This is a genomic window from Streptomyces fildesensis, from assembly GCF_016107395.1.
Classification (GTDB): Bacteria; Actinomycetota; Actinomycetes; order Streptomycetales; family Streptomycetaceae; genus Actinacidiphila; species Actinacidiphila fildesensis.
This window is the reverse complement of record NZ_JAAIKO010000004.1, coordinates 97,032-111,535: the sequence shown is the minus strand read 5'-3', so window position 1 is coordinate 111,535 and position 14,504 is coordinate 97,032. Positions and strand designations below refer to the sequence as shown.

Sequence of the window (14,504 nt, the reverse complement as noted above, 5' to 3'; positions counted from 1 at the left end):
GGGCTGACGAGCCGGCGGCGGGCGGTCGTGGGTGACCGTCCGCCGCCGGCCGGCCGTCAGCTGCTCGGCCAGGGCACCTGGGGCGACCGGTAGTAGCCGATGCCCAGCGCCGTCCAGCGCGGGCCCTGGGCGGCGAGCCGCACCTTGTAGGCATCCCACTGGTGGGTGGCTGCCGGGGACCAGCCGATCTCGGCGATTCCCGGCAGTCTCGGGAAGGTCATGTAGTCGGAGTCCGCGCTGGTCACGATGGTCTCCGTCCACAGCGGCGCCTCCACGCCGAGGACGGCGGAGGCGGGTGCGCCCTTGATGAAGGTGGCGGGGTCCCAGTTGTAGGAGTCCTTCACCTCGACCAGGCCGGCCCAGGCCTGGCCCAGCGGGGTGGAGGCGTTGTACTTCATGTCCAGGTAGGCGCGGTTGGCGGGCGAGAGGATCAGCCGCATTCCGGCCTTGGCCGCGTCCGCGACCTCCTTCTCACTGCCCTTCGTGCCCCAGTACTGGCCGACGGCCCCGGCGACCGGGTGCGCGCCCGCCAGCTGGTGCCAGCCGATCACGGTCTTGCCGTACTTGGTGACGATCGGCTGGACCTTGTCCATGAACGTCACGTAGTCGGCGTGGCTGGTGGAGTGCGCCTCGTCGCCGCCGATGTGCAGATACGGGCCCGGGGTGAGGGCGGCCAGCTCCCCCAGCACCTGGTCCGCGAACCGGTAGGTGACGTCCTTGGCGGCGCACAGCGAGCTGAAGCCGACGTTGGTGCCCGTGTAGAGCGGCGGGGCGATGCCGTTGCAGTTCAGCTCCGCGTAGGAGGCGAGGGCCGCGTTGGTGTGGCCGGGCATGTCGATCTCCGGCACCACCGTCAGATAGCGGCTCGCGGCGTAGCGCACGATCTCGCGGTAGTCGGCCTTCGAGTACGAGCCGCCGGGTCCCCCGCCGACCTGGGTGCTGCCACCGTAGGCGGCCAGCCGCGGCCAGGAGTCGATGGCGATCCGCCACCCCTGGTCGTCCGACAGATGCAGATGCAGCTGGTTGATCTTGTAGAGGGCGAGCTGGTCGATGTACCGCTCGACCTGCGCGACGGAGAAGAAGTGCCGCGAGACGTCGAGCATGCCACCGCGGTAGGCGTAGCGCGGCGCGTCCGTGATGGTGCCGCCCGGCACGTTCCAGGGGCCGCTCTGCACGGTGCGCTTCTCGACCGTGGCGGGGAGCAGCTGGCGCAGCGTCTGCACACCGTGGAACAGCCCGGCGGCCTGCTCGGCGCCGATGGTCACCGACTGCCCGGAGACGACGAGCCGGTACCCCTCCGCTCCGAGTGCCACGACCGTGTCGTGGGGCGCCTCGGCGCCGTCCGCCTTGGCCCCGTCCGACCTGGCGCCGGCAGCGTTGTAGCTGCCCGCACCACTGATCGTCGCTCCCAGCCTGAGCACGATGCCGTCGCTGCCTCCGTCGTCCGCGACGACGGGCAGCGGGTATCCGGTGGACGGCCGCAGCACGCCCGCGAGGTAGTCGCCGACCTTCCGCACCTCGTCGGAGTTCCCGGGCACGTGGATGCGGGTGCCGGCGCCGATGGCATAGGAGGCGCCGCCGGACTGTACGGAGGCCGGGGCGGGGACGACCCGCTCCAGGACGGCCGACGAGGCGTCGGCTCCGGAGGCGGAGGCGGCCGAGGCGGCCGGCGCGGCCGGGGCGGTGGCCCAGGCAGTGGCGCTGATCAGCAGCAACGAGCACAGGATCTGGGGCAGATTGTTCCGAACGCTGGGTCGTCTCACAGGGGGATTCCCTTCAGCGGGCGGCGGAGAGTACCGATGCCACTTGGGTACCGTGCGCCCCCGGAGTGGTCAAGGTGTAGACCAATTCCCCACGCTTTTGGCTCACCCGGATCCACCTCCTGCCCGAAATCGGGCAGGATTCTTGCAAACGGGCGATGATCACACCAGTATCGACGGATGCCCGACCGCCAGACGTCCCATGAGGACCTTGTCGACCACCTGGTCCGCACCACACCGCTGCACCGCGGTGAGGCGGTCCGGGTGATCCAGGACGTGCTGGCGTACTTCGACGAGACGACAGAGCTGTTCGTCCGCCGCCGGCACCGCGAGCTCCAGGCCAAGGGCCTGGTCAACGCGGTGATCTTCGAGCGGATCACCGAGGAGCTGCCGTACCGCGCGGTGGCTCCGCCGGAGCTCTCCCTGCGGCAACTGCGCCGCATCGTCTACGGCTGACACAGGCTGACACACCGGAAACACCTGGTGCCCGCGTGCGGGTGCGGCACCACCTGCTGACGTACGACTGACTCACGACGGAGAGGGACGACCATATGTGCGGGATCGTCGGATACATCGGTAAGCGCGACGTGGCTCCACTGCTGCTGGAAGGCCTGCAGCGGCTGGAGTACCGGGGCTACGACTCGGCGGGCGTCGTCATCACCGGAAAGTCCGGGGTCCTCAAGACGGTCAAGGCCAAGGGCCGGGTCCGCGAGCTGGAGGCCCGTATCCCCAAGCGCTTCGCCGGCACCACCGGTATCGCGCACACCCGCTGGGCCACGCACGGCGCTCCGAACGACGAGAACGCGCACCCCCACCTTGACGCGGAGGGCAAAGTCGCCCTCGTCCACAACGGCATCATCGACAACGCCGACGATCTGCGCGCCAAACTGATCGCCGACGGCGTCGAGTTCACCTCCGAGACCGACTCCGAGGTCGTCGTGCACCTCATCGGCCGCTCGCAGGCCGACACCCTGGAGGCCAAGGTCCAGGAAGCGCTGCGCCGCGTCGAGGGCACCTACGGCATCGCCGTCATGCACCAGGACTTCCCCGACCGCATCGTCGTCGCCCGCAACGGCTCGCCCGTCGTGCTCGGCATCGGCGACAAGGAGATGTTCGTCGCCTCGGACGTCGCCGCGCTGGTCAGCCACACCCGCCAGGTCGTCACCCTCGACGACGGCGAGATGGCCACCCTCAAGGCCGACGACTTCCGCACGTACACCACCGAGGGTTCCAGCACCTCGGCCACGCCGACCACCGTGGAGTGGGAGGCCGAGTCGTACGACATGGGCGGCCACGACACGTACATGCACAAGGAGATCTCCGAGCAGCCCGACGCGGTCGACCGCGTGCTGCGCGGCCGTATCGACGACCGGTTCTCCACCGTGCACCTGGGCGGGCTGAACCTCGACCCGCGCGAGGCGCGGAGCGTCCGCCGGATCAAGATCCTCGGCTGCGGCACGTCGTACCACGCGGGCCAGATCGGCGCGCAGATGATCGAGGAGCTGGCCCGCATCCCCTCGGACGCCGAGCCCGCCTCCGAGTTCCGCTACCGCAACCCGGTCGTCGACCCCGACACCCTCTACATCGCGGTCTCCCAGTCCGGCGAGACCTACGACGTGCTCGCCGCCGTCCAGGAGCTCAAGCGCAAGGGCGCGCGGGTGCTGGGTGTGGTGAACGTCGTCGGCTCGGCGATCGCCCGCGAGACGGACGGCGGCGTGTACGTGCACGCCGGCCCCGAGGTCTGCGTCGTCTCCACCAAGTGCTTCACCAACACCGTCGTCGCGTTCGCGCTGCTCGCGCTGCACCTGGGCCGGATCCGCGACCTGTCGGTCGCGGACGGCAAGCGGATCATCGCGGGGCTGCGGAAGCTGCCCGCTCAGATCGCCGAGATGCTGGAGGGCGAGGCGGAGATCGAGAAGCTGGCCGCCGAGTACGCGGGCGCCAAGTCGATGATGTTCATCGGGCGCGTGCGGGGCTATCCGGTGGCGCGTGAGGCCTCGTTGAAGCTCAAGGAGATCAGCTACATCCACGCGGAGGCGTACCCGGCCTCCGAGTTGAAGCACGGTCCGCTGGCGCTGATCGAGCCGGCGCTGCCGACGGTGGCGATCGTGCCGGACGACGATCTGCTGGAGAAGAACCGGGCGGCACTGGAGGAGATCAAGGCGCGGAGCGGGCGGATTCTGGCGGTGGCGCACCAGGTGCAGGAGAAGGCGGACCACACGATCGTGGTGCCGAAGAACGAGGTCGAGCTGGATCCGATTCTGATGGGGATTCCGCTGCAGTTGTTCGCTTACCACACGGCGAAGGCGATGGGGCGTGACATCGACAAGCCGCGGAACCTGGCGAAGTCCGTGACGGTGGAGTAGGCCTGCGGGTTGGTGGTGGGTGCGGGGGCCGGGTCCTCCGGGGTGGGTTTCGAAATCGACTATTTACGGGCCTGGCGGCCCACAAATAGCTCGGCAGCATTTCGAAACCCACCCCTGCGGCCCCGGCTCCCTCGCGTCCCCTCCGACCTGCGGGAACGTGGGCCGTAAGGGATCACAGCGCACAGGGTCCGGGGCGTCGGCCTGATGCCCCGACGGTTTGCGGGATGGGTCTGCGAGCCAGGTGACGGCCGGTGGTGGGTGTGGCTGTGGTGGCGCTCCCCTGGGTGCTCTCCCGTGGGCGTTCTACGGGATGACGATGACCGGGCGTTGCGCCCGGCGCGCCAGGCGGCCTGCTACCGAGCCGAAGATGCGGCCGATGATGCCCTGGGTGCCGCCCACGACGATGGCGTCGGCCTCGTACTCGCGGCCGACCTCCTCCAGTTCGTGGCAGATGTCGCCGCCGCGTTCGACGAGGATCCAGGGGACCTCGGCGAGGTGGTCGGCGCAGGCGAGTTCCAGCCCCAGGACCTCGGTTCTGTGGTCGGGGACGTCGACGAAGACCGGTGGTTCGCAGCCCGCCCAGACCGTGGCCGGGAGGCGGTTGGCCACGTGGACGATGATCAGAGCCGAGCCCAGTCGCCGGGCCATGCCGATCGAGTAGGCGAGCGCCCGCTCGCTGGAGACCGAACCGTCGAATCCCACCACGACACCGTGCCGGAAGGCCGGGTCGCAGGACGAGCGCAGCTCGGGGGCCGCTTCGGGGAGCGCCGCCGATTCGGCGAGCGGCTTGCCTTCAGCGGGCTCAGGGAGCTCATAACCGGCCATGATGCGGTTTCTCGACAAGGGCGGCGTGGGGACGCCGACCGGCGGACAACGGCGGTGCTGCAGTCGTCACAGCGAGCTTCGCTGCGTCTTCGGTAATACCCTGACGGGGGCCGCGAGGCTGACCGGTTTCGGCCAGTTCGAGGCTTCCGACCCTGGTCACTCCAGAGTACGGCGGAGACGCATCCCTGCACAGACTCGTCGAGCCTTCGCAGGCATTACGTACCCGGAGTTTCCAGGAGAATGCCGGAGCCCGGCCGTGAGCGCAACGTCGTGCCGTCATCCGGCCGGACGAATCCGCGCGGCGGGAGCGGCCGTCGCGGGCGGGCCGGCTCCAGAACGGGTCCAGGGCGGCTCCAGAACGGCTCAAGGGGTCTTCCGGAGCGGCCCGAGGGCTCCCCTGGAGACACCCCGGAGCGATGTGCGGAGCACCCCAGACCTGCGCGGGACGCCTTGCCGGGGGGGCACCGCACGAACATCGCCCCCCGCGCAAACCAAATTCTCCGCGGCACCGGCGTGAACAAGACACCGGTCCGGCGAGGGACCGGCAAATGGCCCGATAACGCCCCGATGACGCCGGCGGCCGTGAGGGGCGCACCGGGGCGGTTGGCTGGCCAGGGGGCGCACACCGGGGTGCCGTCCAGGGGCGTGCACATCGGTGCGTATGTTTTTCAGCCAACTTCTGGCCGCAGTACCCCTGTTGGTCAAAGCGCTTGCTGACACGTCTGCCACCTGCAATGAAACGGCTCCAGGGGGCGCGAGGAGCGTCGTAGGCCACCGCGGGAGCCAGAGGCGTACTTCCCAGCAGGCCCGGTGAGTGGAACGCTTCGTGATCGAATGCTTCACGCCACGTGGTCAAGTCGACTTAGCGCCAGGTGGTGAAGTATTCACAACTGCCTCATCTGACACACCAAACACAGTAGATTCGATCTTGGGAAATACGGCGGGGGAAACGTGCAGGACCGAGGGGCCGCGTCGATCGAGGGGGGCTTGAGCTCCATGATGAGCCAGGAGTCCAGGACCGGTACGGCGATGGAGAACCTGTCGCCATCAGCCGGATCCTCAGCACCGTCAGCGTCGTCCCGCGCCACTCGCAAACTGTCCGCGCGGCGGCGTGCCGAAGTTGTCGCCGTGCTGCTGTTCAGCGGCGGGCCGATCTTCGAAAGTTCCATCCCGCTCTCCGTGTTCGGCATCGACCGGCAGGACGCGGGCGTGCCCCGCTACCGGCTGCTGGTCTGCGCCGGCGAGGACGGGCCACTTCGCACCACAGGGGGCCTGGAACTCAGCGCCCCGTACGGACTCGAAGCGCTGTCACGGGCCGGCACCGTAGTGGTGCCCGCCTGGCGCTCGATCTCCCAACCACCACCTCCCGAGGCCCTCGACGCGCTGCGCCGGGCCCATGAGGAGGGCGCCCGGATCATCGGCCTGTGCACAGGGGCGTTCGTACTGGCCGCCGCGGGGCTTCTGGACGGCCGCCCCGCGACCACCCACTGGATGTACGCGCCCACCTTGGCCAAGCGCTATCCCTCCGTGCATGTGGACCCCCGGGAGCTTTTCGTGGACGACGGAGACGTACTGACCTCGGCCGGCACCGCGGCCGGAATCGACCTCTGCCTGCATGTCGTACGCACCGACCACGGCGCCGAGGCGGCGAACGCGCTCGCCCGGCGGCTCGTCGTGCCGCCGCGCCGCAGTGACTGGCCCTCCAGCCAGCGCCACCTCGACAGGTCATTACCAGAAGAGATCGGCGGTGACCCGCTGGCCGAGGTCGTCGCCTGGGCGCTGGAGCATCTGCACGAGCAGTTCGACGTGGAGGCCCTCGCGGCTCGCGCCTATATGAGCCGCAGGACCTTCGACCGGCGGTTCCGGTCGCTCACCGGCAGTGCCCCGCTGCAGTGGCTGATCACTCAGCGGGTGCTGCAGGCGCAGCGGCTGCTGGAGACGTCCGACTTCTCGGTAGACGAGGTGGCGGGCCGCTGCGGCTTCCGCTCCCCCGTCGCGCTGCGCGGGCACTTCCGCCGCCAGCTCGGGTCGTCGCCCGCCTCCTACCGGGCCGCGTACCGGGCCCGGCGCCCGCAGGACGACCCGGAGCGGCCACCCGCGCCGGCCGAGCACCTGCCGCCCCGCCGGGGCACGCCACAGCTCCTGACGGTGCCGGGCAAGCCCGACTCCGACGTGTACGCCCCTCGGGTGCCCGAGCAGAGCCGCATGGACGGCTCCGACGGCATCATCAGGGGGCGGCTGCGCGCGGAGCGCATCGCACGCGGCCGCAACCCGGCTATGCCTGGTCCACGCGATCGCCCCTTAGGGTGAGACCCATGAACGACCGCATGGTGTGGATCGACTGCGAGATGACCGGGCTGTCCCTGGCCCATGACGCGCTCGTCGAGGTGGCCGCACTGGTCACCGACTCCGAGCTGAACATTCTCGGCGAGGGGGTGGAGATCGTCATCCGCCCGCCCGCCGAGTCCTTGACGACCATGCCCGACGTCGTACGCGAGATGCACACCGCCTCCGGGCTCCTGGAGGAGCTCGAGGGCGGTGTGACGCTCGAGGAGGCCGAGAAGCTGGTGCTCGACTACGTGCGCGAGCACGTGTCGGAACCGCGCAAGGCCCCGCTGTGCGGAAACTCGGTCAGCACTGACCGCGGCTTCCTCGCCCGGGACATGCCGGCCCTCGAACAGCACCTCCACTACCGGATCGTGGACGTCTCCTCCATCAAGGAGCTGTCCCGCCGGTGGTACCCCCGGGCGTACTTCAACAGCCCGGAGAAGAACGGCAACCACCGCGCCCTGGCCGACATCCGCGAGTCCATCGCGGAGCTGCGCTACTACCGCGAGGCCGTCTTCGTGCCGCAGCCCGGCCCGGACACCGACACCGCCCGGGCCATCGCGGCCAAGCACGTCCTGGCTGCCGAATAGCCTGAGGCGAGCACCCTCCCGGACCCTGTATGCTTCTTCAGGTCGGCGCCGAGAAGCGCCGGACATGGTGGGTGTAGCTCAGTTGGTAGAGCACCTGGTTGTGGTCCAGGTGGCCGCGGGTTCAAGTCCCGTCACTCACCCTGAACGACGAAGGCCCGGTCTGTGAGAACAGACCGGGCCTTCGTCATGTCCTGGGTCCCGGGGGCCCGGTGGGGGTCGGGGCGGCGCCGTTCGCCCTGTGTCCGACGTCACACTTTCCGGTGAACGCGGACCCCGCTACGCCGAGTCCCGCCGTACCAGCTCCGTGGCGAGCACCACATGCCGCCGCACCGAGGTGCGTTCCGCGATCTCCTCCAGGAGGACGCGGGCCATGGTGCGGCCCATCTCCTCGATGGGCTGCCGGACACTCGTGAGGGCGGGGTCCGTATGGCGGGCGATGACGGAGTCGTCGAAGCCGATGAGCGCCACGTCGTCGGGGACCCGCCGGCCGGCCTCCCGCAGGACCTGGAGCGCGCCGGAGGCCATGACGTCGGAGGCCGCGAAGACGGCGTCCACGTCGGGCCGCCGGGCGAGCAGCTCGCGCATCGCGCGCCGGCCGCCCTCCTCGGTGAAGTCGCCGCGGGCGACGAGCGAGGCGTCGTCGCCCAGGCCCGCCGCGCCGACGGCCTGGCGGTAGCCGTCGAGACGGCAGCGGGCGACGTACATGTCGACGGGGCCGGTGATGGTGGCGACGGCACGGCGGCCGCGGCCGAGCAGATAGCCGACGGCGGACCGGGCGCCGCCGACGTTGTCGGAGTCCACGTAGGACACGGACTCCAGGTCGGAGCGCCGGCCGTTCAGGACGGCGGGCATGTCCAGCTGTTCCAGCAGGTCCGGCAGCGGGTCGTCCTCGTGCACGGAGACGAGCAGAACGCCGTCGACCCGGTGGGCGCTGAGGTACTGGGCGAAGCGGGAGCGTTCCTTGGGGGTTCGGATCAGCGTCAGCAGCAGCTGCATGTCGGTGTCGGCGAGCTCGGCGCCGACACCGCGGATGATGTCGGAGAAGTACGGCTCGGCGAAGAGCCGGGTCTCGGGTTCGGGGATGACGAGCGCGATGGCGTCCGTCCGGTTGCCCGCGAGGGCGCGGGCGGCGCGGTTGGGGACGTACCCCAGCTCGGCGACGGCGACCTCGACGGCGGCCTTGGCCCGGTCGCTCACCCGGGGGGAGCCGTTGATGACCCGGGAGACCGTGCCGCGGCCCACCCCGGCGCGTGCGGCGACCTCTTCGAGCGTGGGCCGTCCGCTGTGCCGACCGTTCACGGTCACTTCCGCCTCCCGACATGGCTGACGCGCCATCCTAGGCGCTCGGACGCACCGTGCGTGAGAGCGCTCCCACGATCTCTCACGATAGCGGCCGTGCGGTGCCGGTTTCGTTCAAGAAGTGATCGAAGGTCCGGTCCGGACACGTTCCGGCAACGAAAACGACTTCATGCCTTGACACTTCCCCCTCCGAGGCAGGACTGTTCCGGCAAGCCTTCGTGGGAGCGCTCCCACACCTCGTCGCACGCCCGGACGTCAGAACGAACGCCAGACCCACCCTGGACAAGGAGAGTGGAATGCGCACTTCCAGCGGCACTCGCGCCCGTCGGACCGCACTGATAGCGGTCGCGGGGCTCGCGACCTGCGCGACCCTGATCACCGGCTGCAGCAGCGACAGCAGCTCGGACTCGGGGAAGAAGGGCAGCACCGGAACCGAGAACATCACGCTGCACGTCGGCGACTTCGGCTCGTTCGGCTACGACGACAAGACGGGCGCGGCCCTGTTCGCGGAGTACCACCAGCTGCACCCGAACATCACGATCGTCGAGGACAACGTCGCCGACGGCCAGAAGTACTGGGACGCGCTGAAGCTGCACCTGTCGCAGGGCAGCGGGCTGGCCGACGTCCAGGCGATCGAGGTCGGCTTCATCGCCGAGGCGACCGCCACGCTCGGCGACCGGTTCGTCGACCTGGGCAAGGCCACCGGGGTCGACACCACCAAGTGGCTGGACTGGAAGGAGAAGCAGGCCACCACGAAGAGCGGCCAGGTGATCGGACTCGGCACCGACGTCGGCCCGATGGCGGTCTGCTACCGCAAGGACCTGTTCCAGAAGGCCGGTCTGCCGACCGACCGTGAGGCGGTCGCCGCGCTGTGGGCGGGCGACTGGGCCAAGTACATCGCTGTTGGTCAGCAGTTCAAGGCCAAGGCGCCGGCCGGGGTGTCCTTCACCGACTCCGCCAGCGGTGTCTTCAACGCGGTGGTCTCCAGTCAGGCGCAGCAGTACTCCGACGACCAGGGCAAACTGATCTACGACACCAGCCCGGGTGTGAAGAAGGCGTGGGACCTGGCGGTGGAGTCGGCGCAGCAGGGTCTGAGCGCCAAGCTGCGGCAGTTCGACGACAAGGGCACCTGGAACGCGGCGTTCAAGAACTCGACGTTCGCCACGATCGCCTGCCCCAGCTGGATGACCGGCATCATCAAGGAGCAGGCGGGTCCGGCCAATACGGCGAAGTGGGACATCGCCGCGGCGCCGGAGTCCGGCAACTGGGGCGGTGCGTTCCTGTCCGTGCCCAAGGCGGGCAAGCACACCGCTGAGGCGACCGCGCTGGCCGCCTGGCTGACCGCGCCCGAGCAGCAGGCGAAGGTGTTCGCCAAGAACGGCAACATCCCGTCCACCAAGGCCGGTCTCGACTCGCCGACCGTGACGGACGCGACGAACCCGTACTTCGGCACCGCGCCGATCGGGAAGGTCTACACGGCCATTGCCAAGGGCGTCACCCCGGCGCCGATCGGCCGCTACGACGGCCAGGTGAAGACGTACATCACCGACAACGGGCTGCTCGACATCGAGCAGCACGGCACGTCCAAGGACAAGGCGTGGTCCACCGTGCAGGCGCTGGTCAAGGACAAGATCGACCAGTAGCCGGCGGGGCCGCCCCGCAGTGCCCACTCCTGCCGGGCGGCCCGCCCCACGACGCTGATCCGGCCGTGACCGACCGTCCCGACCGAGACCGACCGACTGACCCGACCGGGAAGGACGCCACTCGTGGCCACCTCCGTCAGGGCGTCGGCCGACGGCAGTCCGCCGCCGGCCCGGCCCGTCCCCGCCCCCGCCCCCGCACCACCGGGCACCCCCGGCACGCCCGCCGGCCACTCCTGGCGCTCGCGGCTGTACCGCCTGGATCTGAAGGCGACGCCGTACGCGTACATCGCCCCGTTCTTCGTCTGCTTCGCCGCGTTCGGGCTCTTCCCGCTGATCTACACGGGTTGGCTCTCGTTCCATCAGGTGGAGTTGGGCGGTACCGCGCAGTGGCGCGGGTTCGACAACTACACCCGGTTGTGGGACAGCGAGTTCTTCTGGAACGCGCTGCGCAACACGTTCTCGCTGGGGGTGATCTCCACCGTCCCGCAGCTGCTGATGGCGCTGGGGCTGGCCCATCTCCTGAACTACAAGCTCCGGGCGCGCGGGTTCTTCCGGGTCGCGGTGCTGGCCCCGTACGCGACGTCGATCGCGGCGGCCTCGCTGGTCTTCGTCCAGCTCTTCAACCCCGACTACGGGATGGTCAACCAGCTGCTCGGCCACTTCGGGGTGCACCACATCCAGTGGGAGGCCGACAAGTGGCCGTCCCAGATCGCCATCTCCACGATCGTGACCTGGCGGTGGACGGGGTACAACGCGCTGATCTACCTGGCCGCGATGCAGGCCGTGCCGGGTGATCTGTACGAGGCGGCAGCGCTGGACGGGGCGTCGCGCTGGCGGCAGTTCCTCAGCGTGACCATCCCCTCGATCCGTCCCACGATCCTGTTCACGATCATCGTCTCGACGATCGGGGCGACCCAGCTGTTCGGCGAACCGATGTTGTTCGGCGGCGGGTTGGGCGTCAGCGGCGGATCGGCGCACCAGTACCAGACGCTCAGCCTCTACATGTACGAGAAGGGCTGGCAGAACGGGGCGCTGGGACAGGCGTCGGCCGTCGCGTGGGTGATGCTCCTGATCCTGCTGCTCGTGGGCGCCGTCCAACTGATCATCACGCGGGTCAACCGCAGGAAGCTGGGGGGCTGACCTCATGGCACACGCAGTCGCGGAACGGGCCGCGCACCGGTCAGGGCCCACTCCCGCCCCGCCCAAACGGCGGCGCTTCTCGGCCCGCGCCGGACGGCAGGACCACGCCGGGCCCGTCACGTACGTGGTCCTGGTGGTCGCGGCGCTGGTCTCGCTCTTCCCGCTGTACTGGACCGTGGTCGCGGCCTCCAGCACCGACACCCAGATCGTGCAGCCGCCGACCGAGCTGCTGCCCGGCTCCCATCTGATCGACAACCTGAAGATCGCCTGGGACCAGGTCCACATGGGCCAGGCGCTGATCAACTCCACCATCGTGGCCGGGTTCGTCTCGCTCAGCACGGTGCTGTTCGCCACGCTGGCCGGCTTCGCCTTCGCGAAGCTGCGCTTCCGGGGCCGCAACGGGCTGCTGACCCTGGTGGTGGCGACGATGACGATCCCGCCGCAGCTCAGCGTGATCCCGCTCTACCAGATCATCACCGATCTGGGCTGGGTGGGCCGGCTGCAGTCGGTGATCCTGCCGTCGCTGGTGGCGGCGTTCGGGGTGTTCTTCATGCGGCAGTTCCTGGCCGAGGCGCTGCCCATCGAGCTGATCGAGGCGGCCCGGGTGGACGGGGCGCACAGCCTGCGGATCGTGTGGCACGTGGTCTTCCCGATCGCGCGGCCGGCCATGGCGGTGCTGGGGATGCTGGTCTTCGTCCAGTCCTGGAACGACTTCTTCTGGCCGTTCATCGCACTGAACCAACAGAACCCCACCGTGCAGGTGGCGCTGGCCGGGCTCGGTTCCGGTGACCACACCATCGACCACGCGGTGGTGCTGACCGGCGCGCTGATCGCGACCGTGCCGCTGCTGCTGGTCTTCGCGCTGCTCGGCAAACACATCGTGGGCGGCATCACCGCCGGCGCCGTCAAGAGCTGACCTCCCGAAGCCCTACGCCCGCACCTGTCCCGCTCACCTTTTGGGAGTGCCCCCGTATGACCGCTGTCCGATCCGAGACCGAGACCGAGGCCGCACCGGCCGGTCTGCTCCGTTTCCCGCCCGGCTTCGTCTGGGGCGCGGCCACCGCCGCGTACCAGATCGAGGGCGCCGTGGCCGAAGACGGCCGCACCCCCTCCATCTGGGACACCTTCAGCCACACTCCGGGCCGGGTCCACAACGGCGACACCGGCGACATCGCGGCCGACCACTACCACCGGTTCCGCGACGATGTCGCCCTGATGTCCGGCCTCCACCTGGGCGCCTACCGCTTCTCCATCTCCTGGTCGCGGGTCCAGCCCACCGGCCGCGGCCCCGCCGTCCAACGCGGCCTGGACTTCTACCGCGCGCTGGCCGACGAGCTCCTCGACAAGGGCATCACCCCGGTCGCGACCCTCTACCACTGGGATCTGCCGCAGGATCTGGAGGACGTCGGCGGCTGGACGGTGCGCGACACCGCCGAACGCTTCGCCGACTACGCCGCGATCATGGCCGGCGCACTCGGCGACCGCATCCCGTACTGGACCACCCTCAACGAACCCTGGTGCTCCGCCTTCCTCGGCTACGGATCCGGCGTCCACGCCCCCGGCCGCACCGAACCGGACGCCGCGCTGAAGGCGGCCCACCATCTCAATCTCGCCCACGGCCGGGCGATCGGGGTCCTGCGCTCCACACTCCCCGCCACCGCGCGGACCTCGATCACCCTCAACCTCCACCAGGTGCGCCCGCTCGACGGCTCGACGGCGGCACTGGACGCGGCACGCCGGATCGACGCCGTCGGCAACCGGATCTTCACCGGCCCGATCCTGCACGGCGGGTACCCGGAGGACCTGCTGGACGACACCGCGCACCTCGTCGACTGGCAGACCCTGGTACGGGACGGCGACCTCGCCGAGATCTCCCGCCCCATCGACCTGCTGGGCATCAACTACTACACGCCCACCGTCGTTTCGGGCCCGCAGCCCGCCCCCGACGGGACCGAGGCCGCCCGCTTCGACGGCCACGGCGCCAGCGCGCACTCCCCCTGGCCCGGCTCCGAACAGGTCGCCTTCCACCTCCCACCCGGCGAAACCACCGCGATGAGCTGGGCCGTCGACGCCAGCGGACTGTACGACCTGCTGCGCCGCACCGCCCAGGAGAACCCCGGCCTGCCACTGATGGTCACCGAGAACGGCGCCGCCTTCGACGACTACGTCTCCCCCGAAGGCACCGTCAACGACCCACGGCGCATCGACTACCTGCGCGGACACCTCGCGGCCGTACACCGCGCGATGGCCGACGGCGCCGACGTCCGCGGCTACTTCCTGTGGTCACTCATGGACAACTTCGAATGGTCCTACGGCTACAGCAAACGATTCGGCGCCGTCTACGTCGACTACGCCACCCAAAACCGCATCCCGAAATCCAGCGCCCACTGGTACGCCCAGGTCGCGCGCACGGGTGAGATCACGGAGCCTGACGCTCCGTAAGAGACGCGGGGTGGTGCGGGGGTTCGAGGGTGCCGTCGACACCACTTCACGCGGCAGCGGCCCACCGGCGGGAACCCCCGCCGGTGGGCCGCTGCGTCCTGCGGTCGGCCG

11 protein-coding genes and 1 tRNA gene are annotated in these 14,504 nt (G+C 69.8%); 9 read left to right on the top strand and 3 right to left on the bottom strand.

The annotated features are described in order from the left end of the window. Positions 1-56 precede the first annotated feature (56 nt). A complete protein-coding gene (locus C6N31_RS08510) occupies positions 57-1,763 on the bottom strand; it encodes a beta-N-acetylhexosaminidase (protein ID WP_198357337.1) in 1,707 nt (568 codons plus the stop codon). Between the two features lie 177 nt (positions 1,764-1,940). On the opposite strand from C6N31_RS08510, the gene C6N31_RS08505 reads away from it, so the two are divergent. After that, positions 1,941-2,216: a hypothetical protein gene (locus C6N31_RS08505; RefSeq protein ID WP_138355050.1), complete on the top strand. Its 276-nt coding sequence runs from the start codon at positions 1,941-1,943 to the stop codon at positions 2,214-2,216. A gap of 95 nt (positions 2,217-2,311) precedes the next feature. Next, positions 2,312-4,126, top strand: a complete 1,815-nt coding sequence (glmS, locus tag C6N31_RS08500; protein WP_138355049.1) for a glutamine--fructose-6-phosphate transaminase (isomerizing) — start codon at positions 2,312-2,314, stop codon at positions 4,124-4,126. A gap of 303 nt (positions 4,127-4,429) precedes the next feature. On the opposite strand, the gene C6N31_RS08495 is transcribed toward glmS, so the two are convergent. Then, a complete protein-coding gene (locus tag C6N31_RS08495; protein ID WP_138355048.1) occupies positions 4,430-4,951 on the bottom strand; it encodes a universal stress protein in 522 nt (173 codons plus the stop codon). A 1,029-nt stretch (positions 4,952-5,980) separates the two neighbouring features. Between C6N31_RS08495 and C6N31_RS08490 the strand changes: the two genes are divergently transcribed. The 3 genes from C6N31_RS08490 to C6N31_RS08480 all read left to right on the top strand — a co-directional run bounded on the left by C6N31_RS08490 (position 5,981) and on the right by C6N31_RS08480 (position 8,009). Further along, positions 5,981-7,261, top strand: a complete 1,281-nt coding sequence (locus C6N31_RS08490) for a helix-turn-helix domain-containing protein (RefSeq protein WP_164295473.1) — start codon at positions 5,981-5,983, stop codon at positions 7,259-7,261. Between the two features lie 5 nt (positions 7,262-7,266). Continuing rightward, entirely contained in the window at positions 7,267-7,869 is a 603-nt protein-coding gene (gene orn / locus C6N31_RS08485; protein WP_138355047.1) for an oligoribonuclease, read from the top strand. Between the two features lie 67 nt (positions 7,870-7,936). Next, a tRNA-His gene (locus C6N31_RS08480) sits at positions 7,937-8,009 on the top strand. A 136-nt stretch (positions 8,010-8,145) separates the two neighbouring features. Here C6N31_RS08480 and C6N31_RS08475 read toward each other — a convergent pair. Beyond that, on the bottom strand, positions 8,146-9,204 hold the full coding sequence (locus C6N31_RS08475; protein WP_138355046.1) for a LacI family DNA-binding transcriptional regulator: 1,059 nt from the start codon (positions 9,202-9,204) through the stop codon (positions 8,146-8,148). A gap of 260 nt (positions 9,205-9,464) precedes the next feature. Here C6N31_RS08475 and C6N31_RS08470 point away from each other — a divergent pair, with 260 nt between their 5' ends. The 4 genes from C6N31_RS08470 (at position 9,465) to C6N31_RS08455 (ending at position 14,393) form a co-directional block, all read left to right on the top strand. Beyond that, entirely contained in the window at positions 9,465-10,811 is a 1,347-nt protein-coding gene (locus C6N31_RS08470) for an ABC transporter substrate-binding protein (protein ID WP_138355045.1), read from the top strand. Between the two features lie 123 nt (positions 10,812-10,934). After that, complete coding sequence (locus C6N31_RS08465; RefSeq protein ID WP_198357336.1) at positions 10,935-11,951, top strand: carbohydrate ABC transporter permease; 1,017 nt, start codon at positions 10,935-10,937, stop codon at positions 11,949-11,951. Positions 11,952-11,955: 4 nt separating this feature from the next. Then, the gene (locus tag C6N31_RS08460; RefSeq protein WP_138357984.1) at positions 11,956-12,867 is read left to right on the top strand and encodes a carbohydrate ABC transporter permease; all 912 of its coding nucleotides are present in this window, start codon (positions 11,956-11,958) and stop codon (positions 12,865-12,867) included. Between the two features lie 56 nt (positions 12,868-12,923). Next, positions 12,924-14,393: a glycoside hydrolase family 1 protein gene (locus C6N31_RS08455; protein WP_138357986.1), complete on the top strand. Its 1,470-nt coding sequence runs from the start codon at positions 12,924-12,926 to the stop codon at positions 14,391-14,393. Positions 14,394-14,504: the final 111 nt, after the last annotated feature.

Coding starts and splice junctions, on each gene's coding strand:
- C6N31_RS08460 (WP_138357984.1), top strand. CDS start 11,956: ATGGCACACGCAGTCGCGGAACGGGCCGCGCACCGGTCAGGGCCCACT.
- C6N31_RS08495 (WP_138355048.1), bottom strand. CDS start 4,951: ATGGCCGGTTATGAGCTCCCTGAGCCCGCTGAAGGCAAGCCGCTCGCC.
- C6N31_RS08470 (WP_138355045.1), top strand. CDS start 9,465: ATGCGCACTTCCAGCGGCACTCGCGCCCGTCGGACCGCACTGATAGCG.
- orn (WP_138355047.1), top strand. CDS start 7,267: ATGAACGACCGCATGGTGTGGATCGACTGCGAGATGACCGGGCTGTCC.
- glmS (WP_138355049.1), top strand. CDS start 2,312: ATGTGCGGGATCGTCGGATACATCGGTAAGCGCGACGTGGCTCCACTG.
- C6N31_RS08490 (WP_164295473.1), top strand. CDS start 5,981: ATGGAGAACCTGTCGCCATCAGCCGGATCCTCAGCACCGTCAGCGTCG.
- C6N31_RS08505 (WP_138355050.1), top strand. CDS start 1,941: ATGCCCGACCGCCAGACGTCCCATGAGGACCTTGTCGACCACCTGGTC.
- C6N31_RS08475 (WP_138355046.1), bottom strand. CDS start 9,204: ATGGCGCGTCAGCCATGTCGGGAGGCGGAAGTGACCGTGAACGGTCGG.
- C6N31_RS08455 (WP_138357986.1), top strand. CDS start 12,924: ATGACCGCTGTCCGATCCGAGACCGAGACCGAGGCCGCACCGGCCGGT.